This window comes from Streptomyces sp. NPDC101132 (genome assembly GCF_044759225.1).
Classification (GTDB): domain Bacteria; phylum Actinomycetota; class Actinomycetes; order Streptomycetales; family Streptomycetaceae; genus Streptomyces.
In genome coordinates this window covers 177,914-200,418 of sequence record NZ_JBIVYX010000004.1, presented here as the reverse complement: position 1 = coordinate 200,418, position 22,505 = coordinate 177,914, and the positions used below count along the sequence as shown (strand labels likewise).

At 73.6% G+C, this 22,505-nt stretch carries 16 protein-coding genes; 12 read left to right on the top strand and 4 right to left on the bottom strand.

The genetic code is table 11. The features are described from left to right. Nucleotides 1-159: 159 nt before the first annotated feature. From ACIQUR_RS11375 to ACIQUR_RS11365, 3 genes are all read left to right on the top strand, one after another. On the top strand, nt 160-828 hold the full coding sequence (locus ACIQUR_RS11375) for a trimeric intracellular cation channel family protein (RefSeq protein ID WP_403662669.1): 669 nt from the start codon (nt 160-162) through the stop codon (nt 826-828). A 45-nt stretch (nt 829-873) separates the two neighbouring features. After that, on the top strand, nt 874-1,731 hold the full coding sequence (locus ACIQUR_RS11370) for a thioesterase family protein (protein ID WP_403661907.1): 858 nt from the start codon (nt 874-876) through the stop codon (nt 1,729-1,731). 112 nt (nt 1,732-1,843) lie between these two features. Continuing rightward, nucleotides 1,844-3,007 (top strand): cysteine desulfurase family protein, encoded by a 1,164-nt coding sequence (locus tag ACIQUR_RS11365; RefSeq protein ID WP_403661904.1) that lies wholly within the window; start codon nt 1,844-1,846, stop codon nt 3,005-3,007. A gap of 18 nt (nt 3,008-3,025) precedes the next feature. Here ACIQUR_RS11365 and ACIQUR_RS11360 read toward each other — a convergent pair whose 3' ends face one another. After that, nucleotides 3,026-3,682: an N-acetylmuramoyl-L-alanine amidase gene (locus tag ACIQUR_RS11360; protein ID WP_403661901.1), complete on the bottom strand. Its 657-nt coding sequence runs from the start codon at nt 3,680-3,682 to the stop codon at nt 3,026-3,028. 66 nt (nt 3,683-3,748) lie between these two features. On the opposite strand from ACIQUR_RS11360, the gene mnmA reads away from it, so the two are divergent. Beyond that, nucleotides 3,749-4,876 (top strand): tRNA 2-thiouridine(34) synthase MnmA, encoded by a 1,128-nt coding sequence (gene mnmA / locus ACIQUR_RS11355; protein WP_403661898.1) that lies wholly within the window; start codon nt 3,749-3,751, stop codon nt 4,874-4,876. A 10-nt stretch (nt 4,877-4,886) separates the two neighbouring features. Here mnmA and ACIQUR_RS11350 read toward each other — a convergent pair whose 3' ends face one another. Continuing rightward, nucleotides 4,887-5,810, bottom strand: coding sequence for an NADP-dependent oxidoreductase (locus tag ACIQUR_RS11350; RefSeq protein ID WP_403661895.1), 924 nt, complete (start codon nt 5,808-5,810; stop codon nt 4,887-4,889). Nucleotides 5,811-5,936: 126 nt separating this feature from the next. Between ACIQUR_RS11350 and ACIQUR_RS11345 the strand changes: the two genes are divergently transcribed. Beyond that, nucleotides 5,937-6,920, top strand: coding sequence for a GlxA family transcriptional regulator (locus ACIQUR_RS11345; RefSeq protein WP_403661892.1), 984 nt, complete (start codon nt 5,937-5,939; stop codon nt 6,918-6,920). A 126-nt stretch (nt 6,921-7,046) separates the two neighbouring features. Here the strand turns inward: ACIQUR_RS11345 and ACIQUR_RS11340 are convergent, their stop codons facing one another. Beyond that, nucleotides 7,047-7,958, bottom strand: coding sequence for a TIGR04222 domain-containing membrane protein (locus ACIQUR_RS11340; protein WP_403661889.1), 912 nt, complete (start codon nt 7,956-7,958; stop codon nt 7,047-7,049). Between the two features lie 188 nt (nt 7,959-8,146). Between ACIQUR_RS11340 and ACIQUR_RS11335 the strand changes: the two genes are divergently transcribed. Continuing rightward, on the top strand, nt 8,147-11,527 hold the full coding sequence (locus ACIQUR_RS11335; protein ID WP_403661886.1) for a S8 family peptidase: 3,381 nt from the start codon (nt 8,147-8,149) through the stop codon (nt 11,525-11,527). 81 nt (nt 11,528-11,608) lie between these two features. On the opposite strand, the gene ACIQUR_RS11330 is transcribed toward ACIQUR_RS11335, so the two are convergent. Continuing rightward, nucleotides 11,609-13,057 carry a VCBS repeat-containing protein gene (locus ACIQUR_RS11330; RefSeq protein ID WP_403661883.1) on the bottom strand — a complete coding sequence of 483 codons (1,449 nt, stop codon included), beginning with the start codon at nt 13,055-13,057 and terminating at the stop codon, nt 11,609-11,611. Between the two features lie 124 nt (nt 13,058-13,181). On the opposite strand from ACIQUR_RS11330, the gene ACIQUR_RS11325 reads away from it, so the two are divergent. From ACIQUR_RS11325 to gatC, 6 genes are all read left to right on the top strand, one after another. Then, the gene (locus tag ACIQUR_RS11325; RefSeq protein WP_403661880.1) at nt 13,182-13,880 is read left to right on the top strand and encodes an SDR family oxidoreductase; all 699 of its coding nucleotides are present in this window, start codon (nt 13,182-13,184) and stop codon (nt 13,878-13,880) included. Then, nucleotides 13,877-14,869: a methionine synthase gene (locus tag ACIQUR_RS11320; protein WP_403661878.1), complete on the top strand. Its 993-nt coding sequence runs from the start codon at nt 13,877-13,879 to the stop codon at nt 14,867-14,869. Before ACIQUR_RS11325 ends, ACIQUR_RS11320 begins: the two co-directional genes overlap by 4 nt. A 22-nt stretch (nt 14,870-14,891) precedes the next feature. Next, entirely contained in the window at nt 14,892-17,078 is a 2,187-nt protein-coding gene (gene ligA / locus ACIQUR_RS11315) for an NAD-dependent DNA ligase LigA (protein ID WP_403661875.1), read from the top strand. Between the two features lie 349 nt (nt 17,079-17,427). Then, nucleotides 17,428-19,602 carry a putative bifunctional diguanylate cyclase/phosphodiesterase gene (locus tag ACIQUR_RS11310; RefSeq protein ID WP_403661873.1) on the top strand — a complete coding sequence of 725 codons (2,175 nt, stop codon included), beginning with the start codon at nt 17,428-17,430 and terminating at the stop codon, nt 19,600-19,602. Nucleotides 19,603-19,773: 171 nt separating this feature from the next. Next, nucleotides 19,774-22,047, top strand: a complete 2,274-nt coding sequence (locus ACIQUR_RS11305; protein ID WP_403661870.1) for an FG-GAP repeat domain-containing protein — start codon at nt 19,774-19,776, stop codon at nt 22,045-22,047. Nucleotides 22,048-22,207: 160 nt separating this feature from the next. Continuing rightward, on the top strand, nt 22,208-22,504 hold the full coding sequence (gene gatC, locus ACIQUR_RS11300; RefSeq protein WP_003955854.1) for an Asp-tRNA(Asn)/Glu-tRNA(Gln) amidotransferase subunit GatC: 297 nt from the start codon (nt 22,208-22,210) through the stop codon (nt 22,502-22,504). Nucleotide 22,505 lies beyond the last annotated feature (1 nt).

The following is a 22,505-nucleotide window of genomic DNA, read 5'->3' as shown; positions in this document are numbered from 1 at the left end:
GGGGGGGGGCCCGGGGCCCCCCCCCCCCCCCGGCGGGGGGGGGGGGGGGGCCCGCGCCCGGGGGGGGGGGGGGGGGGGGGGGGGGGGGGGGCGCCCCGGGCCCCCCCCCACCTCGGCACGGGCGTGGCCGGAACCGACCGGCAGAATGTGTCCGTGTCCCTGTACCACGATCTGTTCAACCCGACCCTCCAGCACGCACTGGATCTGGTCGGCATCTTCGTCTTCGCCCTGGCCGGCGCCCTGCTCGCGGTCCGCAAGAACTTCGACATCTTCGGCATCGCGATGCTCGCGATGGTCACCGCGCTCGGCGGCGGCCTCTTCCGCGACCTGATGATCGGCGCGATCCCGCCCGCCGCGTTCACCGACTTCGGCTACTTCATCACGCCGCTGGTCGCCGCCGCCTTCGTCTTCTTCCTCCACCCCGAGGTGGCCAGGATCAACCGGCTGGTCAGCGTCCTCGACGCGGCCGGCCTCGGTCTCTTCTGCGTCACGGGCACCACCAAGGCCTACGAGTACGGCCTCGGCCTCACCCAGTCCGCCGCCCTGGGCCTCGCCACCGCCGTCGGCGGCGGTGTGCTGCGCGACGTGCTGGCCAACGAGGTGCCCTCGCTGCTGCGCGACCGCGAGATGTACGCCGTACCCGCGATGGTGGGCGCCGGCATGGTCGCCCTCTTCCTCAACTTCGACGCCCTCAACGCGGTGACCAGCACCATCGCCGCCGTGACCGCCTTCGTCTTCCGGCTGCTCGCGATGCGCTTCCACTGGCAGGCCCCGCGCGCCTGGAACCGCCGCTCGGAGGTGGCCGAGGAGGAGCACGCCAAGCCGTAACACGGAAAGCTACCGCTTAGTAGCTACCGGCGGTACGCTGGATGTATGGCACAGGCAGCAGCTCAGGCAACGATCGGCGACAGCGAGTTCGACCGGGACACCCGGCTCACGCCCCGCGGCGCGGCCGAACCGGGCGTCTTCGACGCGGAACTCTCCGCCGGGTGGACCATCATCAGCGCCGTCAACGGCGGCTACCTGCTGGCCCTGGTGGGGCGGGCGCTCTCCGAGGCCCTCCCGCACCGCGACCCCGTCACGGTCTCGGCGCACTACCTCACCTCCTCGGTCCCCGGCCCCGCCGTGATCCGCACCCAGCAGGTCCGCACCGGCAACACCCTCTCCACCGGCCAGGCCTCCCTCTTCCAGTACGACGAGACCGGCGCCGAGGTCGAGCGCATCCGCGTCCTCGCCTCCTACGGCGACCTCGGCGCGCTCAGCGACGACGTCCGCACCAGCGCGAAGCCGCCGGCCATGCCCCCGTACGAGCACTGCCTCGGCCCCGAGATGGGTCCCGCCCCCATCCCCGGCAGCTCCGCCATCGTCGACCGGCTCGCGCTCCGGCTGGACCCGGCCACCGCGGGCTGGGCCCTGGGCGCCCCCTCGGGCAAGGGCGAGATGCGGGCCTGGTTCGGCCTGGCCGACGGCCGCGACGCCGACCCCCTCTCGCTGCTGCTCGCCGTGGACGCGCTGCCCCCCACCGCCTTCGACCTCGGCCTGATCGGCTGGGCGCCCACCGTCGAGCTCACCACCCACATCCGCTGCCGCCCCGCGCCCGGCCCGCTCCGGGTCTCGATCACGACGCGGAACATGGCCGGTGGATTCCTGGAGGAGGACGCCGAGGTCTGGGACAGTACGGACCGCCTGGTGGCCCAGTCGCGGCAGCTGGCCCGCGCCCCGCGCGGCTGAGGCGGGGCCCGGGCGCGACGCGGCGTGCGGCGGACCGGCGTACCGTCGTCCCGCCCGTACGCCGCGCACCTGGGTCAAGGCGGCCGCCGGGCCCTCGTAGAATCGGGGAACCATGGCCTACCTCGACCACGCCGCGACCACTCCGATGCTCCCGGAGGCCGCCGAGGCGATGACCGCCCAGTTCACCGTCACCGGCAACGCCTCCTCGCTGCACGCGGCGGGCCGCCGGGCCCGCCGCACCGTCGAGGAGGCCCGCGAGTCCCTGGCGGAGGCCCTCGGGGCACGGCCCAGCGAGGTCGTCTTCACCGCCGGCGGCACCGAGGCCGACAACCTCGCGGTCAAGGGCCTGTACTGGGCCCGCCGCGACGCCGATCCCGCCCGCACCCGCGTGCTGACCAGCCCCGTCGAGCACCACGCGGTGCTGGACGCGGTGCACTGGCTCGCCGAGCACGAGGGCGCCCGCGTGGAGTACCTGCCCGTCGACCGGTACGGACGGGTGCACCCCGAAGCCCTGCGCGAGGCCGTGGAGCGCGACCCGGACGACGTGGCCCTCGCGACTGTGATGTGGGCCAACAACGAGATCGGCACCGTGCTGCCGGTCGCCGAACTGGCCGCGGTGGCGCGCGAGTTCGGCGTACCGATGCACTCCGACGCGGTCCAGGCCGTCGGGCAGCTGGACGTGGACTTCGCCGCGTCGGGGCTCGCCGCGCTGACCGTCAGCGGCCACAAGATCGGTGGCCCCTACGGCATCGGCGCGCTGCTGCTGGGCCGCGACCAGACGCCCGTACCCGTCCTGCACGGCGGCGGCCAGGAACGGCACGTCCGCTCCGGCACCCTCGACGTACCCGCCATCGCCGCCTTCGCGGTGGCCGCCCGGCTCGCCGCCGAACGCCGCGAGCACTTCGCCGCCGAGATCGGCGCGCTGCGCGACGAACTCGTCGCGGCCGTGCTGGCCGCCGTGCCCGACGCGGTGCTGAGCGGCGACCCGGTCGACCGGCTGCCGGCCAACGCCCACTTCAGCTTCCCCGGCTGCGAGGGCGACTCCCTGCTGCTCCTGCTCGACGCCCAGGGCATCGAGTGCTCCACCGGCTCCGCCTGCACGGCGGGCGTCGCCCAGCCCAGCCACGTCCTGCTGGCCACCGGCACCCCGGCGGACCTGGCCCGCGGCACGCTCCGCTTCTCGCTGGGCCACACCTCCACCAAGGAGGACGTGGCCGCCCTCGCCGCGGCCATCGGCCCGGCGGTGGCCCGCGCCCGCACGGCCGGCCTCAGCTGACGCGGCGGCCCGGCCGACTCAGCCGGCGCGCCGCTTCAGCTCCGCCCTCACCAGGCTGATGTAGCGGTCCCAGTCCCAGTGGGGGCCCGGGTCCGTGTGGTCGGCGCCCGGGACCTCGTTGTGGCCGATGATGTGGCGGCGGTCCGCCGGGAAGTCGTACCGGGCGCAGATGTCCGCCGCCAGGCGCGCGGAGGCCGCGTACATCGCCGGCGTGAAGTCCCTGGGACGGTCGACGAAGCCCACGTGCTCGATGCCCACGCTGCGCTCGTTCACCGAGCGGTTGTTGGCGTGGAACGCCACGTCCAGCTCGCGCACCATCTGCTCGATGTGCCCGTCCCCGCGGACGATGTAGTGCGCCGACGCCTTGTGCCAGGGGTTGCGGAAGGCGCTGACCGAGCCCTCGAAGCCGCCCTGCGTGACGTGCACCACGATCCGGTCCACGGGGTAGTCGGCCGGCCGGTCCGCCATCCGCCAGTTCGCGGGGGAGGCCGCCGTCCAGCCCGCCCCCTTGTGGTCCAGCTCGCCCGCCTTGCGCGGCTTGGACACCCCCGGGAGCATCCAGTACCCGCGGGAGATCTCGTCGCGCCCGGCCACCCCGGCCCCCACCAGCACACCCAGGGCCGTGACCAGCAGAGCCCTGCGCGCCGGCCCGCGCTTCCTGCGTGCCACCCGCACCACCCCCTCGCGGAAGAAGAACGTCCGTGCTCCGGATCCGGTTCCCCCCGTACTCTGGTGGGTGCTATGACTCAGAACCCGCAGCCGCGCCGTCCCCTCCGCGTACTCGCCGCCATGTCCGGCGGCGTGGACTCCGCCGTCGCCGCCGCCCGCGCCGTCGAGGCGGGCCACGACGTGACCGGTGTCCACCTCGCCCTGTCCGCGAACCCGCAGTCCTTCAGGACCGGGGCCCGCGGCTGCTGCACGATCGAGGACTCCCGCGACGCCCGCCGCGCCGCGGACGTGATCGGCATCCCCTTCTACTGCTGGGACCTGGCCGAGCGCTTCCGCGAGGACGTGGTCGAGGACTTCGTCGCGGAGTACGAGGCCGGACGCACGCCCAACCCATGCCTGCGCTGCAACGAGAAGATCAAGTTCGCCGCGCTGCTCGACAAGGCCCTCGCCCTCGGCTTCGACGCGGTGTGCACCGGCCACTACGCGACCATCGTCGAGCTGCCCGACGGCAGCCGGGAGCTGCACCGCGCCTCCGACATGGCCAAGGACCAGTCGTACGTCCTCGGCGTGCTGGACGAGAAGCAGCTGGCGCACGCCCTCTTCCCGCTGGGCGACACGGTCACCACCAAGGGCGAGATCCGCGCCGAGGCGGAGCGCCGGGGCCTGGCCGTGGCCAAGAAGCCCGACAGCCACGACATCTGCTTCATCGCCGACGGCGACACCCAGGGCTTCCTCGCGAAGCGGCTGGGCAGGGCCGAGGGCGACATCGTCGACGAATCCGGCGCCAAGGTCGGCACCCACGACGGCGCGTACGGCTTCACCATCGGCCAGCGCAAGGGCCTGCGGATCGGCCACCCGGCCCCGGACGGCAAGCCGCGCTACGTCCTGGACATCTCGCCGGTGGACAACACGGTCACGGTCGGGCCCAAGGAGTCCCTGGACGTCTCCGCCCTGACGGCGATCAAGCCGCGTTGGTGCGGTGCCCGCGAGGCCGCCCCCGGCACGTACACCGCGCAGCTGCGCGCCCACGGCGGCGAGACCGAGGTCTTCGCCGAGGTCGTGGACGGGGAGCTGCGGGTGCGGTTCGCCGAGCCGGTCCGCGGTGTGGCCCCCGGCCAGGCGATCGTGCTGTACGACGGCACGCGCGTGGTCGGCTCCGCGACCATCGCCGCCACGACCAGGGCCACCGCGGGCGTCTGAGCCCGGCGTCTCACACCACCGACAGGACGATCTTGCCGGTGGTGCGGCCGCGCTCGCCGATCTCGTGGGCCTTCGCGGCCTCGGCGAGCGGCAGGACGGTGTCGATCTCGGGGCGCAGGCTGCCCTCCTCGGCCATCGCGGCGATGGCCTGCATGCCCGCGAAGTCGGGCTCGACGAGGGTCCAGCCGGTACGGAAACCCTCGGCGCCGGCCGGGATGTCGTCCGGGCCGTTGAGGGTGATCAGCGTGCCGCCCGGCTTGAGGACCTTCAGCGAGCGGGCGCCGTAGTCGCCGCCGATCGAGTCGATCACCACGTCGACGTCCGCCACGACCTCCTCGAAGGCGGTGCTGCGGTAGTCGACCACCTCGTCGGCGCCGAGGGAGCGTACGAAGTCGTGCTTGCCGGCGCTGGCCGTGCCGATCACGTACGCGCCCAGGGCCTTGGCGATCTGCACCGCGAAGTGGCCCACACCGCCGGCGGCGGCGTGCACCAGCACCCGCTGGCCGGCCCGCAGCCCCGCGGTGTCGTTCAGCGCCTGCCAGGCGGTCAGCGCGGCCAGCGGCAGCGCGGCGGCCTGCTGGTGGGTGAGGGAGGCGGGCTTGCGGGCGAACTGCCGGGCCGGTGCCGTGACGTACTCCGCGTAACCGCCCGCCTGGGAGGGGAAGCGCGGCATGCCGAAGACCTCGTCGCCCGGCTGGAAGAGGGTCACGCCCGGTCCCACGGCCTCGACCGTGCCGGAGACGTCCCAGCCGGTCATCGGGGTCCCGCCCCAGGCGATCAGGGCGCCGGAGGCCCGGGTCTTCCAGTCGACCGGGTTGACGCCGGCGGCGTGGACGCGGACGAGGACCTCGCCCAGGCCGGGCTCGGGCTTGGCCAGCTCGACCTCGGTGAGCACCTCGGGACCGCCCCACTGGCTGACGACGACTGCACGCATTGCTTGCTCCTTGGAAAGAAAAACCCTGGTCGGGGGGGCCGCTCGTCCGGCGGCGTGACTTCAGCATGGGGCGGCGGGGACCCGTGTGGTGATGGCCGGATAGCCATGATGTGACAGAATCTGGCCATGGAGACCAGGCACCGCGTCGCCGTCCTCGCCCTGGAGGGCGTGCCCCCCTTCGAGCTCGGGATCCCCTCCCGGGTCTTCGGCAACGCCTACGGACCGGGCGGCCGCAAGCTCTACGAGGTGGTCGTGTGCACCGCCGACGGCCGTCCGGTCACGAGTGACGCGGGCTTCACCGTCGGCGTCACGGCCGGGCCCGAGGCCCTGGAGACCGCCGACACCGTGATCGTGCCGCCCACCCACGCCATGGACGAGCTGCTGGAGGGCGGCCCGCTGCCGGAGCACCTGAGCGCGGCCCTGGCCCGGATCAGGCCCGGCACCCGGCTGGTGTCCATCTGCACCGGCTCGCACGTGCTGGCCGCGGCCGGCCTGCTGGACGGACGGCCCGCCACCACGCACTGGGTGGACGCGGAGAGGTTCCGGCGGGCCTTCCCGCGCGTGAAGCTCGACGAGGACGTGCTGTTCGTCGACGACGGCGACCTGCTGACCTCCGCCGGGGTGGCCGCGGGCGTGGACCTCTGCCTGCACCTGATCCGCCACGACCACGGCAGTGCCGTCGCCAACCTCACCGCCCGGCTCTGCGTGGTGCCGCCCTGGCGCGACGGCGGCCAGGCCCAGTACATCGAGCGGCCGGTGCCCGAGCCGACCGTGGCCACCACCTCCGCGGCCCGCGCCTGGGCCATGGACCGGCTGGACACCCCGCTGACCCTCGCCGAGCTGGCCGCGCAGGCCGGGATGAGCCTGCGCACCTTCACCCGCCGGTTCCGCGACGAGGTGGGCATGACGCCGGTGCAGTGGCTCACCGCCCAGCGGCTGGAACTGGCCCGCCAGCTGCTGGAGACCAGCGACCTCCCGGTCGACCTGGTGGCCCACCGGTCCGGCTTCGGCTCGGGCAACTCCCTGCGGCAGCACATGCGGGCAGCCTTCGGCGTCTCGCCGATCGCCTACCGGCGCACCTTCCAGGCCAGGGAGGCGGTGGGGGTCTGAGCGGGCGCGGGCCGGCCGGGTGGGGCGCGCGGGTCGCCGTACCGGGCGCGCGGGGGTTCGTACCGGGCGTGCCGGGCCTCGTACCGGGCGGCACGGTGGCCCGTACGGGCGGGCCGGGCCCGTGGGTCAGCCTCCGCAGCCCCCGCAGCCGCCTCCGCAGCTGCTCCCGCAGCCCCCACCGCCGCCGTCCCCGCCCCCGCAGCCGCCCCCGCCGCCACCCGACGAGCCGTCCGCGGCGGCCGAGGTGTGCGCCACCGGCGTCTCGGAAGCGAACAGCGCCGAAAGGCCCCGCATCGTCACGAGGCCGGCCAGCGCCACCGCGGCCAGGGACAGCACGTCCGTGCTGACCCGCACCATCCCCGGGTCCGGCGTGACCGTGTGGATTCCGTACCGCTGCAGCCACAGCCGGCCCCGGTGCGTGGGATGGCTGCCCCGCAGCGGCGCGCTCATGGCCGCCACGACGGTCCCCGCCACCAGCAGCGTCGTGAAGGCCACCACGGGGAGCACCGCGGGGCGCCGCGACAGTGCCTCGTGCGTGACGGCCGCGATGCCCAGCAGCGCGGTCGCCACCAGCGCCGCGGCGTGCAGGCCGGCCGCGCTCCTGGCCGCCGGCAGGGCCTTCTGGTCCTGCGCCAGCCCTTGTGCCACCAGTCGGTCGGCCACCGCGGCCACCGCGGCCGACCGGGCCACGTCCCCGGTCACCCCGTGCAGGGCCCGGCCCGCCCTGCGGGTCGCGCTGCCCTTGCCGCGGCTGTCGACGGCCGCGCACTGCACCGGGTCGCCGGGCCGCGGATCGCTCGCGATCTCCAGCCATCGGGGGGCCGTCACGGTCACCCGGCCGGTCAGGAACAGGGCCCCGATCGCCGTCTCCGCGACCCGGGACGGTCCGCCCTTCAGGTAGGCGAACTCGTAGACGGTCGGAGGGCTTTCAGGGCGCGGCCGGGCCGGCTGCGGGTGGAGCCGGCGGTACGCCCTGAGGTGCCGCACGCACAGGACGGCCTGCAGGAGTGCGGCAACGGCGAAATAGGTGATCCACACAAGTACCCCCCGGTTACCGGCGCTTCACCTCGATTGTCGCCCCGCGGCGGACCGTCCAAACAAGACGATCGCGCCAGAGTGGCGTCACCTCAGTCGTCCCAACCGCCTAATCCGGCCACTCTGTTGAGCAATCTGATCGCTTACGCACATACTGCGTATGCCGGGGGGCCATTCCGTTCCCCCGTGAGATGACCTCATCATCCAGGGGGGATGACGTGCGCAGTCAACTCAACCGGGCGGGAGCGGCCTTCGTGGCCGCCGCCGCCACCGTGGCACTCGCGGCGGGGCTGACCACCCCGGCCGCCGCAGTGCCGGCCGGGGCCGGGGACCTCGCCGCCCCGAGCGGCGCCCCCGTCCAGGCGACCACCCGCATCGCGCTGCTGACCGGCGACAAGGTCGTCGTCGACGCCAAGGGCAAGCCCGTCGGCATCGAGCGCGCCAAGGGCCGCGAGCACGTGCCGGTTTCGGTGCAGCGGGTGAACGGTCACGTCCGCGTCGTGCCGTACGACGCACAGCGCCTGATCGACAGCGGGAAGCTGGACGCCCGGCTCTTCGACGTCACCGAGCTGAGCCGCCCCGAGTACCAGGCCGCCCGCCGCGCCGGCATCCGGCTGATCGTCCAGTACAACGGCACCGCCCCGGCGGCCAAGGGCCGGCTCCGCCAGGCCCCCGGCAGCGAGGTGCGCCGCACCTTCACCTCCCTCAACGCCGAGGCCGTCACCGCCCCGCAGCGCGGCGCGGCCGCCGTCTGGGAGGCCCTGACCGACCCGCAGGCCGGCACCGCGTACCGCACCACCGCCTCCGGCATCGCCAAGGTGTGGCTCGACGGCGTCCGCAAGGCCAGCCTCGACAAGAGCACCCGCCAGATCGGTGCCCCGGCCGCCTGGGCCGCCGGCTACGACGGCAAGGGCGTCAAGATCGCGGTGCTCGACACCGGTGTCGACGCCACCCACTCCGACCTCGCCGGACAGGTCGTCGCGGAGAAGAACTTCACCGCCGCCGCCGACGCCGGGGACCGCTTCGGCCACGGCACGCACGTCGCCTCCATCGCGGCCGGCACCGGCGCCGGCTCCGCCGGCAAGTTCAAGGGCGTCGCGCCCGGCGCGAAGCTGCTCAACGGCAAGGTCCTCGACGACAGCGGGTACGGCGACGACTCCGGCATCGTGGCCGGCATGGAGTGGGCGGCCGCGCAGGGCGCCGACGTCGTCAACCTCAGCCTCGGCGGCACCGACCAGCCCGGCATCGACCCGCTCGAAGCGGCCGTCAACAAGCTCAGCGCCGACAAGGGCATCCTGTTCGCCATCGCGGCCGGCAACGACGGCGCCCCGTCCAGCGTCGGCTCCCCGGGCAGCGCGGACGCCGCGCTCACCGTCGGCGCCGTCGACGACAAGGACCGCCTGGCCGGCTTCTCCAGCCAGGGCCCCCGCGTCGGCGACGGAGCGGTCAAGCCGGACGTCACCGCCCCCGGCGTCGACATCACCGCGGCCGCCGCGCCCGGCAGCGTCATCGACAAGGAGGTCGGCCAGAACCCCAAGGGCTACCTGACCATCTCCGGCACCTCCATGGCGACCCCGCACGTCGCGGGCGCCGCCGCGCTGCTCAAGCAGCAGCACCCGGAGTGGAAGGGCGCCGAGCTCAAGGGCGTGCTGACCGCCTCCACCAAGCCCGGCAAGTACACCCCGTTCCAGCAGGGCAGCGGCCGCATCGCCGTCGGCAGCGCCATCAAGCAGAACGTGATCGCCGAGCCCGTGTCGGTGAGCTTCGGCCGCCAGCAGTGGCCCCACACCGACGACAAGCCGGTCACCAAGAAGGTCACCTACCGCAACCTCGGCACCCAGCCCGTCACGCTGGACCTCAAGGCCACCGCGACCGGCCCCGACGGCAAGCCGGCCCCCGCGGGCTTCTTCGCCCTCGGCGCCCGGCAGGTCACTGTCCCCGCGGGCGGCACCGCCTCCGTCGACCTCACCGCGGACACGCGGATCGGCGGCACCCTGGACGGCTCGTACTCCGCGTACGTCGTCGCGACCGGCGGCGGCACCACCGTGCGCACGGCCGCGGCCGTGGACCGCGAAGTCGAGTCGTACGACGTGAAGTTCAAGCACCTGGCGCGGGACGGCAAGCCCGCCAAGGACTTCAACACCATGCTGGCCGGCACCTCGGGCCTCGGGCAGGACCTCTTCCTGAACCTGTTCGACCCCTCCGGCACCTCCGAGGTCCGCCTGCCCAAGGGCGACTACATCCTCAGCAGCTCCTTCGTGCACGACCCGCGCGACTTCACGAAGGGCGTCAGCTGGGTCGCCCAGCCCGTCCTGAAGGTCGGGAAGAACGGCACCGTCACGATCGACGCCCGCACCACGAAGCCGGTCGACATCACGGTCCCGTCCGCCATCGCGACCAGCGAGTTCGCCGCCCCCGGCTTCGAGGTGTCCGCCGGCGACTCCGGCTGGGGCTTCGGCTGGTGGCTCGACTCGTACAAGGGCTTCCGCACCGCACACCGCGGCGGCGCCGTCCCCGCGGGCACCACGGTCGTCCAGACCTGGGACTCCCACTGGACCGAGGGCCCGACGACCGAGTACCACATGACGGTCGGCGGCAAGGTCAAGCGCCTGGCCAACGGCTTCACCCGGCACGTCAAGGCCTCCGAGCTCGCCACGGTGAAGGTCGCCCAGGGCACCTCGCTGCCCGGCAAGCAGGGCGCGCTCAGCGCCTTCGGCACGCTGCCCGGCAGCTCCGGCTCCACCTCCATCTCCATCCCGCGCCGCCTGCCGGCCACCGCCACCCTGCGCCTCGCCGTCATCGGCGACGTCAAGTGGGAGGTCGACTTCGACCAGCTGGGCGGCCGTGACGAGCAGGGCTTCCCGATCCGCGAGGGCGGCTGGTGGGGCACGCAGAAGGCATACAAGGCGGGCAAGACCTACCGCGAGACCTTCAACACCGGCGTCTTCGGCCCGAGCGTCAGCGACGAGACCGGCATCTACCGCGACGGCAACCACCTGATGGGCTACTTCCCGCTGCTGACCGACGGCGCCGGCCACCAGGGCGACACCGCGTTCACCAAGGGCTCCACGGTCCTGCTGCGCGACGGCAAGGAGATCGTCCGCACCAAGACGCCGTTCGGCTACGCGGAGCCGTTCGAGCTGCCCGCCGGCAGCGCGGACTACCGCCTGACCACCACGCTGGACCGCGGCCAGGCCATCGCCCGCACCACCAGCAGGGTCGAGGCCTCCTGGACCTTCCGGTCCAAGAAGACCGCGGAGTTCACCAAGCTGCCGGCCTCGGTGGTCCGCTTCACCCCGGAGCTGGCGCTCGACAGCACCGCCCCGGCCGGCCGCACCCTCCGGGTGCCGGTCACCGTCCAGGGCAGCGCCAAGGGCTCGAACCTCAAGTCCCTGGCCGTGTACGTCAGCTTCGACAACGGCACCACCTGGAAGAAGCTGACCGTCAAGGACGGCGCGGTCAGCGTCCGGAACCCGGCGAAGGGCAAGGCGGTCTCGCTGCGCGCCGTCGTCACCGACAAGCAGGGCAACACCGCCGAGGTGAAGGTCTTCCGGGCGTACACCACCCGGTAAGTCCCCACCCGCGGAACGACGGTGGCCCGCCGGAGCGTCTCGACGCCCCGGCGGGCCACCGGTTCGTTTCCGGTGCTGCCGCTAGCGGCCGATCGCCCAGCCGAAGGGGCTGCCGCCGGGGGTGGACCCGAAGGTGGCCGCCCTGAGGGACAGCCCGCCGGTCGTGCCGACCCCGGTGGCCGTGCCGCGCAGCACGTTGACGACGCCGTCGCCGTAGTAGGGCCACTCGGCGGCGCTGTTGTCCTCGCCGTGCGAGGACACCGTCAGCTCGGCCTTCCCGTCCTTGGTGAAGTCCATCAGCGACACGGCCGAGCCGAACTGGTCCCGCGCCTCGGTGGTGCCCGGGACGCCCGTGGAGTTCTGGGTCAGCACCACACCGCCGGTGGCGGTGACGATCCCGGTCGCGCTGCCACGCAGCACGGTGACCGAACCGCCGTCCACCGCGGTGCCGTTGTCCTCCCGCCCGGCCCCGACGGCCAGGTCGAGGTGGCCGTCGCCGTCGAGGTCGCCCAGCGCGACGGAGGTGCCGAAGCCGTCGCCGTCCTCCGCGGTCCCGGGCACACCGGCGGTGGCCTGGGTGATGACTCGGTCGGGCTCGTCGGCGATGCCGCCGGTACGGCCCTTCCAGATCGCCACGTCGCCGCCGGGCGCGTACCAGGCTGCGTTCCGGCGGCCGACGACGATCTCCGCCCTGCCGTCCTTGTCGAGGTCGCCCACGACGGCGTCGGAGCCGCCCTCACCGGGGGACTCGGGCCACCACGCGGAGCTGTCGGACAGCTTCCCGCCGTGGAAGACGCCGAGCATCGGCACGTCGCCCAGGCTGCCGAACTGCGCCACCACCTCGTCGCGCCCGTCGCCGTCCACGTCGCCGGCAGCCAGCCCGTACACGCCGAAGGTCGTGTAGTCGGCCGTCCGCGTCAGGGTGGTGCCGCCCTTGGTGACCGTGAAGCGGCGCAGACCGCCCTCCGGGTAGAGCCGGTACTCGCTGGCGACGACCTCCGGGCGGCCGTTGCCGTCCATGTCGGCCGCGGTGACCGCGAGGCCCAACTGCTTGGTCGTGCCCATGATCCGCGCCGCCTTCACCAGGCCCGCAGGGCTGCCGTACAGCACGGTCACCGAACCGGGGGCCTGGCTGACGGCCACCGTGCCCGTCCGGTCGTACGGAGCACCCACCGCCAGGTCGGAGAACCCGTCGGCGTTGAAGTCACCGGTCGCCAGCGAGTAGCCGAACCAGTCCTCGTTCCCCGGATCGCCCGGCACGCCCTCCGTCGCCTGGCTGATCACCTTGCGCTGGGCCGTGACCGGACCGTTCGCGCCGCCCGGCACGACGGCCACGTAGCCCGCGCCCGACTTGGCGCCGACCGTCGCCGCGGGGGCAGCGATGACCAGGTCGTTGTACCCGTCCCCGTTGAAATCGGCCTCGTGCACCCCCGACGCACTCGCCGCCGCGGCGGGCCCCGCCGTCACCACGGAACCGGCCACCGCCGCCACCGCGACCGCCAGTGCCGCCCATTCCCGGCGCATCCTCATGAATCCTCCCCTGAGCCGTGCTCCCGCCCCCGCGGAGCGGGCCCACGGACTTTAGGCCACTCCCGCCCCACCGGACCCACCGGGTCCGGTCCACGCGTACGACGCCGCGCCCCCGAATGCGAGCATGTCCGGTATGGCTACTCACCTGATCACCGGTGCCGGCTCGGGCATCGGCGCGTGCGTCGCGCGCCGGCTCCACGAGCGCGGCGACGACCTCGTGCTGCTCGCCCGCGACGCCGCCCGCGGCAAGGAGCTCACCGCCCGTTACCCCGGCTCCCGCGCGCTCGTCGGCGACCTCGCCGACCCCGACCGGCTCTCCTGGGCCTTCTCCCACCAGGCCCTGCCCGACCGCCTCGACTCCCTGCTGCACGTCGCCGGCATCGTCGACCTCGGCCCGGTCGCCGAGCTGCGCCCGAAGACCTGGCACCAGCAGCTCAACGTCAACCTGATCGCCCCCGCGGAGGTCACCAGGCTGCTGCTGCCCACCCTGCGCGCCTCCCAGGGCCAGGTGGTCTTCGTGAACTCCGGCGCCGGGCTCAACGCCCACGCCGACTGGAGTGCGTACGCCGCTTCCAAGCACGGCCTCAAGGCCCTCGCCGACTCGCTCCGCCAGGAGGAGAAGGCCCACGGGATCCGGGTCACCTCCGTCTACCCCGGCCGCACCGCCAGCCCCATGCAGGCCAAGGTGCACTCGCAGGAGGGCAAGGAGTACGACCCCGCCCGCTGGATCGACCCCGAGTCCGTGGCGACCACCATCCTGATGGCGATCGACCTCCCGCGCGACGCAGAGGTCAACGACCTCTCCGTGCGGCCCGGCCGATGACCGGGTACGGGGGAGGCGCCACCGGCGTCGGGTCGCTGCCCGGCGGGGACGCCCGCGAGGCCGCGAAGACCGTCACCGGCACCTTCGAGGAGTTCGCGTACCTGCCCGAGCTGCCCGCCCGCGGGCCCGGCGCCGACATGATCGGCCGCTCCCTCGGGCTGCTGGTCGACCTGTACGCCCACGTGGAGCCCAGCGGCTGGCGGGTCAGCGACCGGCCCGGCCGCGACACCAAGCGGGCCAGGTCCTGGCTCGGGGAGGACCTCGACGCGCTGGAGGAGTTCACCCAGGGGTACGAGGGGAAGCTCAAGGTCCAGGCCGTGGGCCCGTGGACGCTCGCCGCCGCCCTGGAGCTGCGCACCGGCGAGGCCCTGCTCCAGGACCCCGGCGCCTGCCGCGACCTCGCCGGGTCCCTGGCCGAGGGGCTGCGGAACCACCTGGCCGACCTGCGCAGGCGGGTGCCCGGCGCCGAGATCGTGCTCCAGTTCGACGAACCCTCGCTGACGGCCGTGCTGCGCGGGCAGGTGAAGACCGCCAGCGGCTACCGCACGTACCGGGCCGTGGACCGGCAGGTCGTCGAGGGCGCCCTGCGCGACCTCCTCGCCGTCCACGCGGGAGAGTCGGTCGTGCACTCCTGCGCGCCCGGCGTGCCCTTCGCGCTGCTGCGGCGGGCCGGGGCCACGGGCGTGTCGTTCGATTTCTCGCTGCTCACCGAGCGCGAGGATGACGCCATCGGGGAGGCCGTCGAAGGCGGCACGAAACTCTTCGCCGGAGTGGTGCCGGGCACCGACACCGCGTTGTCCGACCCTGCCGGTAGCGTCATGGGGGTCAGGAAGCTTTGGCGCAGGCTGGGGCTGGCCCCGGGGACTCTGGCGGAGTCCGTCGTGGTCACTCCGTCGTGCGGTCTCGCGGGCGCTTCGCCCGGCTACGCCCGCGCGGCCATGGCGCACTGCGTCAGGGCGGCGAGATCCCTCGCCGACAACCCTGAGTGATCGATACGGGAGGACCAGGGGCATGGCAGCCGAACAGCAGGACACGGTACCGGCGGAGGTGCGCGAGCAGCACCAGCTGCTGGCCGAGCAGGTCGAGGAGCACCGCTTCCGGTACTACGTGAAGGACCAGCCGGTCGTCAGCGACGCGGAGTTCGACCGGCTGCTGCGCTCCCTGGAGGCCCTGGAGGAGCAGTACCCCGAGCTGCGCACGCCCGATTCGCCCACGCAGAAGGTGGCGGGGGCGTACGAGACGGAGTTCACCGCGGTCGAGCACCGCGAGCGGATGCTCTCGCTGGACAACGCCTTCGACGACGAGGAGCTGTCCGCCTGGGCCGAGCGCGTCGCCCGGGACGTCGGCACCCCGGACTACCACTACCTCTGCGAGCTCAAGGTCGACGGCCTCGCCGTGAACCTCACGTACGAGCACGGGCGGCTGACCCGCGCGGCCACCCGCGGCGACGGCCGCACCGGCGAGGACATCACGCCGAACGTGCGGACCATCGCCGAGATCCCGGACCGCCTCAAGGGCGACCGGATCCCGGCCGTGGTGGAGATCCGCGGCGAGGTCTACTTCCCGATGGAGAAGTTCGAGGAGCTCAACGCCCGGCTGGTCGAGGCCGGCGACAAGCCCTTCGCCAACCCGCGGAACGCGGCGGCCGGTTCGCTGCGCCAGAAGGACCCCAAGGTCACCGCCACCCGCCCGCTGCACATGGTGGTGCACGGCATCGGCGCGCGCGACGGCTTCGAGATCGACTGCCTGTCGCACGCGTACGAGCTGCTGCACGAGTGGGGCCTGCCCACCGCCCGGCACAACAAGGTCGTCGGCTCGCTCGCCGAAGTGCGCGAGTTCATCGCCTACTTCGGGGAGAACCGCCACTCCGTCGAGCACGAGATCGACGGAGTGGTCGTCAAGCTCGACGAGATCCCGCTGCAGGGCCGCCTGGGCACCACCTCGCGCGCCCCGCGCTGGGCCATCGCGTGGAAGTACCCGCCGGAGGAGGTCAACACCAAGCTGGTCGACATCCGGGTCGGTGTCGGCCGGACCGGGCGCGTCACGCCGTACGCCGTGGTCGAGCCGGTGACCGTGGCCGGCTCCGAGGTGGAGTTCGCCACGCTGCACAACCAGGACGTGGTCAAGGCCAAGGGCGTGCTCATCGGCGACACGGTGGTGCTGCGCAAGGCCGGTGACGTGATCCCCGAGATCCTCGGGCCGGTCACCGACCTGCGGGACGGCACCGAGCGCGAGTTCGTGATGCCGGCCCGGTGTCCGGAGTGCGACACGGAGCTGCGCCCGATGAAGGAGGGGGACATCGACCTGCGCTGCCCGAACTCCCGCTCCTGCCCCGCCCAGCTGCGCGAACGCCTGTTCTACCTCGCCGGGCGGAAGTGCCTGGACATCGAGAACTTCGGGTACGTGGCGGCCGTGGCCCTCACCCAGCCGCTGGAGCCCTCGGAGCCGCCGCTGCGCGACGAGGGCGACCTGTTCGACCTGACGGTCGAACAGCTGCTGCCCATCAAGTCGTACGTGCTCGACCCCGACACCGGACTGCCCAAGCGCGACCCCAAGACCGGCGAGGAGAAGGTGGTCACCTTCTTCGCCAACCAGAAGGGCGAGCCGAAGACCAACACCCTGGCGATGCTGGCCAACATCCAGGCCGCCAAGGAGCGCCCGCTGGCCCGGATCATCACCGGGCTGTCCATCCGTCACGTCGGCCCGGTGGCCGCCGAGGCGCTGGCCCGCGAGTTCCGGTCGATCGAGCGCATCGAGCAGGCGGGCGAGGAGGAGCTGGCCGCGGTCGAGGGCGTCGGCCCGACCATCGCCGCCTCGCTCAAGCAGTGGTTCGAGGAGGAGTGGCACCGCGAGATCCTGCGCAAGTGGCGCGCCGCGGGCGTCCGGATGGAGGACGAGGGCGCCGGCGAGGACGAGGGCCCCCGCCCGCTGGAGGGCCTCACGGTGGTCGTGACGGGCACCCTGGCCTCGTACACCCGGGACGGCGCCAAGGAGGCGCTGCAGAGCCGCGGGGCCAAGGTGACCGGCTCCGTCTCGAAGAAGACCTCCTTCGTGGTGGTCGGCGAGAACCCCGGTTCGAAGTACGAGAAGGCGATGCAGGTGAAGGTGCCGGTGCTCGACGAGGCGGGCTTCGCCATCCTTCTGGAGCAGGGCGCCGACGCCGCGCGCGAGGCGGCTCTTCCGGTTGAGGGGGAATAGGGAGAAGAGCGGAGGAGCGGGGTAGGTAAAGGGGGGAACCGGAGGAAGCGGAGGGGTGGTCAGCCGGCGGTGGCCTGTCGGATCATCGGATGGGTGACAGGGGGGTGCTGGTCCAATCTCACCCGTTCGGCGGATACCGTACTGATGAGGATGGCTGGGGCGCATTCGGGCAACCGCCGCCGACCGCTGCCCCTGGGAGCTTCCTGCGGCCTACTGTTGAGGGGTGCGCCTGTCGTGCACGGCTGCGTGGTGCAATTCCAGCCGTGATGGCATGACATCGGGACATCCCCCAGCTGCCGCTGGGAGGTGCCCCCAGGCATCGGCATCGCCGGCTGTGAGAGGGACGGGCATGAAACCCACCGAAAGCGCCGACCCGTCACCAGAATTCGGCGGGGACCTGATCCCGTCAGGACGGGCGGCCAGGTTCGGTGTCCTGGGCTCCAGGACACCGGAGACCCATCCGCTGGAGACGGGGGACGGGCGGCGCAAGGCGCTGCCCGTCGCCGTGGTGACGGCCGCCGCCCTGGTGCTCGCGGCCGGCATCGTGCTGGGCATCGGCGACGGCCAGGCGCTCTTCCCGGGCGGCACGGTGGGCTGGTGCCTGGCCCTGCTGACCGGAATCATCGTCGGCCACCTCGTCGCCCTCGGCCGCGACCGCTGGTGGGGCGGCACCGGTTCCGGCGCCGCCCTCACCCTCGGCGTCCTGCTGCTCTACGGCTGGGTGCCGGCCGGACTGGTCAGCCTCGCGGTGGTCTCGCTGGTCGGGGCCGCCCGCAGGCACCGCTGGCGACAGGGCCTGCTGCACGGCTCGGTGGACGTGCTCGGCATCGGCGCGGGCGCCCTGGTGCTCGCCGCCTTCGGCGAGTCCCCGACCGTCGAGGACCCCTGGCTCCCCGCCTTCTGGGACGCCGCCGCCGTCCCCGAGGTGACCCTCGTCGCCATCGCGTACCTGCTGGTGACCCGGGTGCTGCTGTGGTTCGCGCTGACCCCCCGCGGCGGCGGGCTGCCGACGGTGGCCCGGACCGCGATGGTCCGTCAGGGGCTGGTCGCCATCGCCCTGCTGGGGATCGCCCCGCTCATCTGCGTGGTGGCCACCAGCCTGCCGGTGCTGCTGCCGCTGTTCGCCGTACCGCTCATCGCCCTCGACTCCACGCTGTGGATCGCCCGGGCGCGGGCCGAGGAGCAGCTGCGCGACCCGCTCACCGGCCTGCCCAACCGGCAGTGGCTGCTGGAGCGCGCCTGGTCGGCGCTGGACGAGGCTGAACGTATCGGCACCCGGTCCGCTCTTGTGCTGATCGACCTGGACCGGTTCCGGGCGGTCAACGACACGCTGGGGCACCTGGCGGGCGACCGGCTGCTGCTCCAGATCGCCGAACGCCTCCAGAAGGCCCTGCCGGGCCAGGCCGAGGCCGCCCGGCTGGGCGGCGACGAGTTCGCGGTGCTCCTGCCCGTCGCCGACTCCACCACCAGCGCCCAGCGCGTCGCCCGTCACCTGGTCGCCGAGCTGTCCTCGCCGCTCGACCTCGACGGACTCACCCTGGTCCTGGAGGCCAGCGCCGGCCTCGCGGTCTTCCCCGACCACGCGCTCGACGCCGAGGGCCTCCTCCGGCGCGCCGACGTGGCGATGTACCAGGCCAAGCGGGACCGCACCGGCGTCGAGGTGTACGAGTCCAAGCGCGACAGCAACACCCCCGACCGGCTGGGCCTGCTCGGCGACCTCCGCCGCGCCCTCGACGCCGGCGAGGTCGAGCTGCACTACCAGCCCAAGGTGCGCTTCGACGGCCAGGTCGCCGGGCTGGAGGCGCTGGTCCGCTGGGTGCACCCGGAGCGCGGCCGGGTCCCCCCGGACGAGTTCATCGCCATCGCCGAGACCTCCGGCCTGATGCCCCACCTCACCGAGTACGTGCTGGAGACCGCCCTCGCCCAGGTCGCCCGGTGGCGGGCCCAGGGCCTGAAGGTGCCGGTCGCGGTCAACGTCTCGCCCCGGGACGTGCACACCCCCGGCTTCGCCGGTGCGGTCGCCGCGCGGCTGGCCCGCCACGGGGTGCCCGCCGGCTCCCTCCAGCTGGAGATAACGGAGCACGTGCTGCTGGAGGACCCGCAGCGGGCCGCCGACACCATGGCGGGGCTCACCGGCCACGGCGTGAAGATGTCCCTCGACGACTTCGGCACCGGTTACTCCTCGCTGGTCCACCTGCGCCGCCTGCCGGTCAGCGAGCTGAAGATCGACCGGTCGTTCGTGGCCCGGCTGGCCGTGGACGCCCAGGACGCCGAGATCGTCCGCTGCACCGTCGACCTCGCCCACTCGCTGGGCCTGCTCGTGGTGGCCGAGGGCGTCGAGGACGACGAGACCTGGGAGCGGCTGCGCGACCTGGGCTGCGACGCGGTCCAGGGCTGGCTCGTCGCCGCCGCCATGCCGCCCGCCGAGGCCACCGCCTGGCTGCTGGCCCGCGGGGAACACGGCTGGCGCCGGCCGGCCGACATCACGGCGGAGCTGGCGGCTTCGGAGATCCAGGGGCCGTAGGGGGCGTAGGGGGGTGCGGGGGAGTGCGGGCCCCGCCCCACTCGGCCTCGGCGCGGTCTCCACGCGGTGCGGCTTCGGGCGCGGGCGGTACCGGGCGGTAGGGGTGTCATCCGGCTCGGTTAGGATCCAGCCACTTCGCATGAAGTTCGAACCGGGGGGCTCCACTTGAACATGCATTCGCTTCGTCGTGCCTGCGTACTCGCGCTCGGGCCGGCCCTGGTCCTCGGTGCCGGCGTACCCGCCGCGCTCGCCGGACCCGTCGCCGTGGCCACCGACGCCGTCCAGCCGGGCGTCTGGGGGAGCGCTGCCGAGGTCGCCGCGGCCGGTGAGGAGGCCGTCGGACTGCACACCCGGGCCGACGGCGCCCTGATCGGGCTGCGGGGCCGGGCGACCGACCCGGCCGGTACGGTCGGCGGGGTCCGCACCCTCACCGTCATGCTGCGGCCCGCGGGCGGCACCGCCTGGGTCACCCGGCAGCTGACCACCAACGCCTACGCCGCGCTCGTCTCTCTCAGCCCGCAGGGCGACGGCTCCTTCGTCGCCTCCTGGCTGGAGCCGCAGGACGGCGGTCAGTACCTGCTCAAGGCGGCCACCCTGGCCCCGGGCGCCACCACCTGGTCCGCCGTGACCACGGTGACCACCCTCGGCTCGTACGTCATCGCGCCCCGCGTGTTCGGCAGCGCCACCGGACGGCTCGTCGCCGTCTGGGGCGAGGAGCCCCAGAACGGCAGCATCCAGCTGCGCATCACCGAGCGTGCCACGCCCGGCGGCGACTGGTCCCAGCCCCGGATCTTCGACAGCGTGAAGGACACCGGGGACGGCGAGTTCGGCGGCGAGTGGTACCTCACCGGCCTCTCCGGCGCCGTCGACAAGGACGGCAACGCCGCCGTCGTGTGGAACCTCGACGACATGCAGCGTGACGCGCCCCCCGCCGGGTCCCCGAAGGACTCGGTTCCCGCCGCGGGCGCCGCCGCCCCCGGTACGGAGGTCATCCCGATCGAGTACCACTCCCGGATCATGGAGCTCCCGGCGGGCACCTCCGAATGGGGCCAGGCGAAGGAGGCGGCCCCGCTCGTCGGCACCGGCCCCGGCTGGCTCCGCCTGGACGCCCACCCGGCCGGCGGCTTCACCCTCGTGTGGAACCACATCGGGTACTACGAGGCCGACCACGCCATCCGGTACTCCCGCAAGCCGGCCCCCGGCGCCGACTGGACCGCGCCCGAGGTCACCTCCTTCACCGGCACCAACGCCCCGCGCACGCTGCCCCGCCCCCTCGTGGGCCCGAACGGCGACGTCACGCTGGTCGCCGCCTCGTACGACGCCAAGCGGGTGCTCTCGACGACCCGCGACGCCGCCACCGGCACCTGGTCGCTCGCCCAGGCCGACGACCGCTACCCGTACGGGGGCGTGGTCGGCGCGGCCGTCGGCGCGGACGGCACCGTGCACGCCGGCTGGACCGTCTACCGCAGCAAGGGCTCGTACAGCTACGTGCACGCCTTCCGCACCCGCGACGGCTGGTCCGCGCCCAAGGCGCTGACGACCACCCCGGCCGCCCAGTACGCCAACGTGGTCACCGGCGTCCTCACCGTCTCCGGCAGCCGGCCGGCCGCCCTCTGGAGCTCCTACAGCAGCCCCCTGTACGCCGCCTCCGGCACCACCCGCCCCACCCCCCGCTTCCGGGACTTCTCCGACGACCGCAAGGCCGACGTGCTGTCCCTGACGGGTGACACCCTCACCCGGTACGAGGGCGACGGCGCGGGGCACCTCACCAAGGGCTCCCTCCACACCGGCTCGGTCACCACCGGCTGGGCCGCCGGCACCCGCTTCACCGCCTTCGGCGACCTGAACGGCGACCGGCTCAACGACGTCCTGGCCGTGCTGCCCGGCGGCGAGGCCCGGATGTACCGCACCCCGGCCGGCCGCCTCCCCGCGCCCACGTCCCCGTACACGAAGGCCGGCGCCGACTGGCGCGGGTACGACGTGCTCACCGCCCCCGGCGACCTCACCGGCGACGGCCGGGCCGACCTGCTGGCCCGAGAGAAGGCCACCGGGAACCTGTGGCTGCTCGCGGGCAACGGCAGCGCCGGCTTCGCCTCGCGCGTGAAGATCGGGCCCGGCTGGAACGCGTACACCAAGGTCGTCGGCGCCGGTGACCTGAACGGGGACGGGCACGGCGACGTGCTCGCCCGCGACGCCCACGGCGAGCTGTGGCGCTACTACGGCACCGGCACCGGCAAGCTCGGCACGCGCGCGCTGGTCTTCCGGGACTGGGGCTCGACGTACAAGCAGGTCATCGGGGCCGGCGACCTCAACGGCGACGGCCGGGCCGACCTCTTCTCGAAGGACTCCGCGGGCGTCGGCTGGCTCAACCCCGGCACCGGCCGCGGCACCTTCGGCAACCGTGTCAAGGTCTCCTCGACCTGGGCCACCCGCACGATCTCCTGACGCCGGGAACGGGCCCGTTCCGCCTTCCGGGGCGGGCCCGCGGCGGTCTCCCGCGGGTGCCGTGACCCCCGGCCGCGCCAAACCGTTTCGTGGCCGGGGGGCCGGGCCCCATAGGATTGGGCCCGAAACTACACACTCACCACCCTCAGAGGATCGCTGCATGCCTGGCATCACGCGCGAGGAGGTCGCCCACCTCGCTCGGCTGGCGCGTCTGGAGCTGTCCGGCGACGAGCTGGACCACTTCGCCGGTCAGCTGGACGACATCATCGGCGCGGTCGCCCGCGTCGCCGAGGTCGCCGACCAAGACGTACCCCCGACCTCCCACCCGCTGCCGCTGACGAACGTCATGCGCGCGGACGAGGTCCGTCCGTCGCTCACCCCCGAGCAGGCGCTTTCCGGCGCTCCCGCCCAGGAGCAGCAGCGTTTCAAGGTGCCGCAGATCCTGGGGGAGGACTAAG

Excerpts from the sequence above, each read along its gene's own strand:
- ACIQUR_RS11370 (WP_403661907.1), top strand. The coding sequence starts at position 874 with ATGGCACAGGCAGCAGCTCAGGCAACGATCGGCGACAGCGAGTTCGAC.
- ACIQUR_RS11365 (WP_403661904.1), top strand. The coding sequence starts at position 1,844 with ATGGCCTACCTCGACCACGCCGCGACCACTCCGATGCTCCCGGAGGCC.
- mnmA (WP_403661898.1), top strand. The coding sequence starts at position 3,749 with ATGACTCAGAACCCGCAGCCGCGCCGTCCCCTCCGCGTACTCGCCGCC.
- ACIQUR_RS11350 (WP_403661895.1), bottom strand. The coding sequence starts at position 5,810 with ATGCGTGCAGTCGTCGTCAGCCAGTGGGGCGGTCCCGAGGTGCTCACC.
- ACIQUR_RS11345 (WP_403661892.1), top strand. The coding sequence starts at position 5,937 with ATGGAGACCAGGCACCGCGTCGCCGTCCTCGCCCTGGAGGGCGTGCCC.
- ACIQUR_RS11335 (WP_403661886.1), top strand. The coding sequence starts at position 8,147 with ATGACCTCATCATCCAGGGGGGATGACGTGCGCAGTCAACTCAACCGG.
- ACIQUR_RS11330 (WP_403661883.1), bottom strand. The coding sequence starts at position 13,057 with ATGAGGATGCGCCGGGAATGGGCGGCACTGGCGGTCGCGGTGGCGGCG.
- ACIQUR_RS11325 (WP_403661880.1), top strand. The coding sequence starts at position 13,182 with ATGTCCGGTATGGCTACTCACCTGATCACCGGTGCCGGCTCGGGCATC.
- ACIQUR_RS11320 (WP_403661878.1), top strand. The coding sequence starts at position 13,877 with ATGACCGGGTACGGGGGAGGCGCCACCGGCGTCGGGTCGCTGCCCGGC.
- ligA (WP_403661875.1), top strand. The coding sequence starts at position 14,892 with ATGGCAGCCGAACAGCAGGACACGGTACCGGCGGAGGTGCGCGAGCAG.
- ACIQUR_RS11310 (WP_403661873.1), top strand. The coding sequence starts at position 17,428 with ATGAAACCCACCGAAAGCGCCGACCCGTCACCAGAATTCGGCGGGGAC.
- ACIQUR_RS11305 (WP_403661870.1), top strand. The coding sequence starts at position 19,774 with ATGCATTCGCTTCGTCGTGCCTGCGTACTCGCGCTCGGGCCGGCCCTG.
- gatC (WP_003955854.1), top strand. The coding sequence starts at position 22,208 with ATGCCTGGCATCACGCGCGAGGAGGTCGCCCACCTCGCTCGGCTGGCG.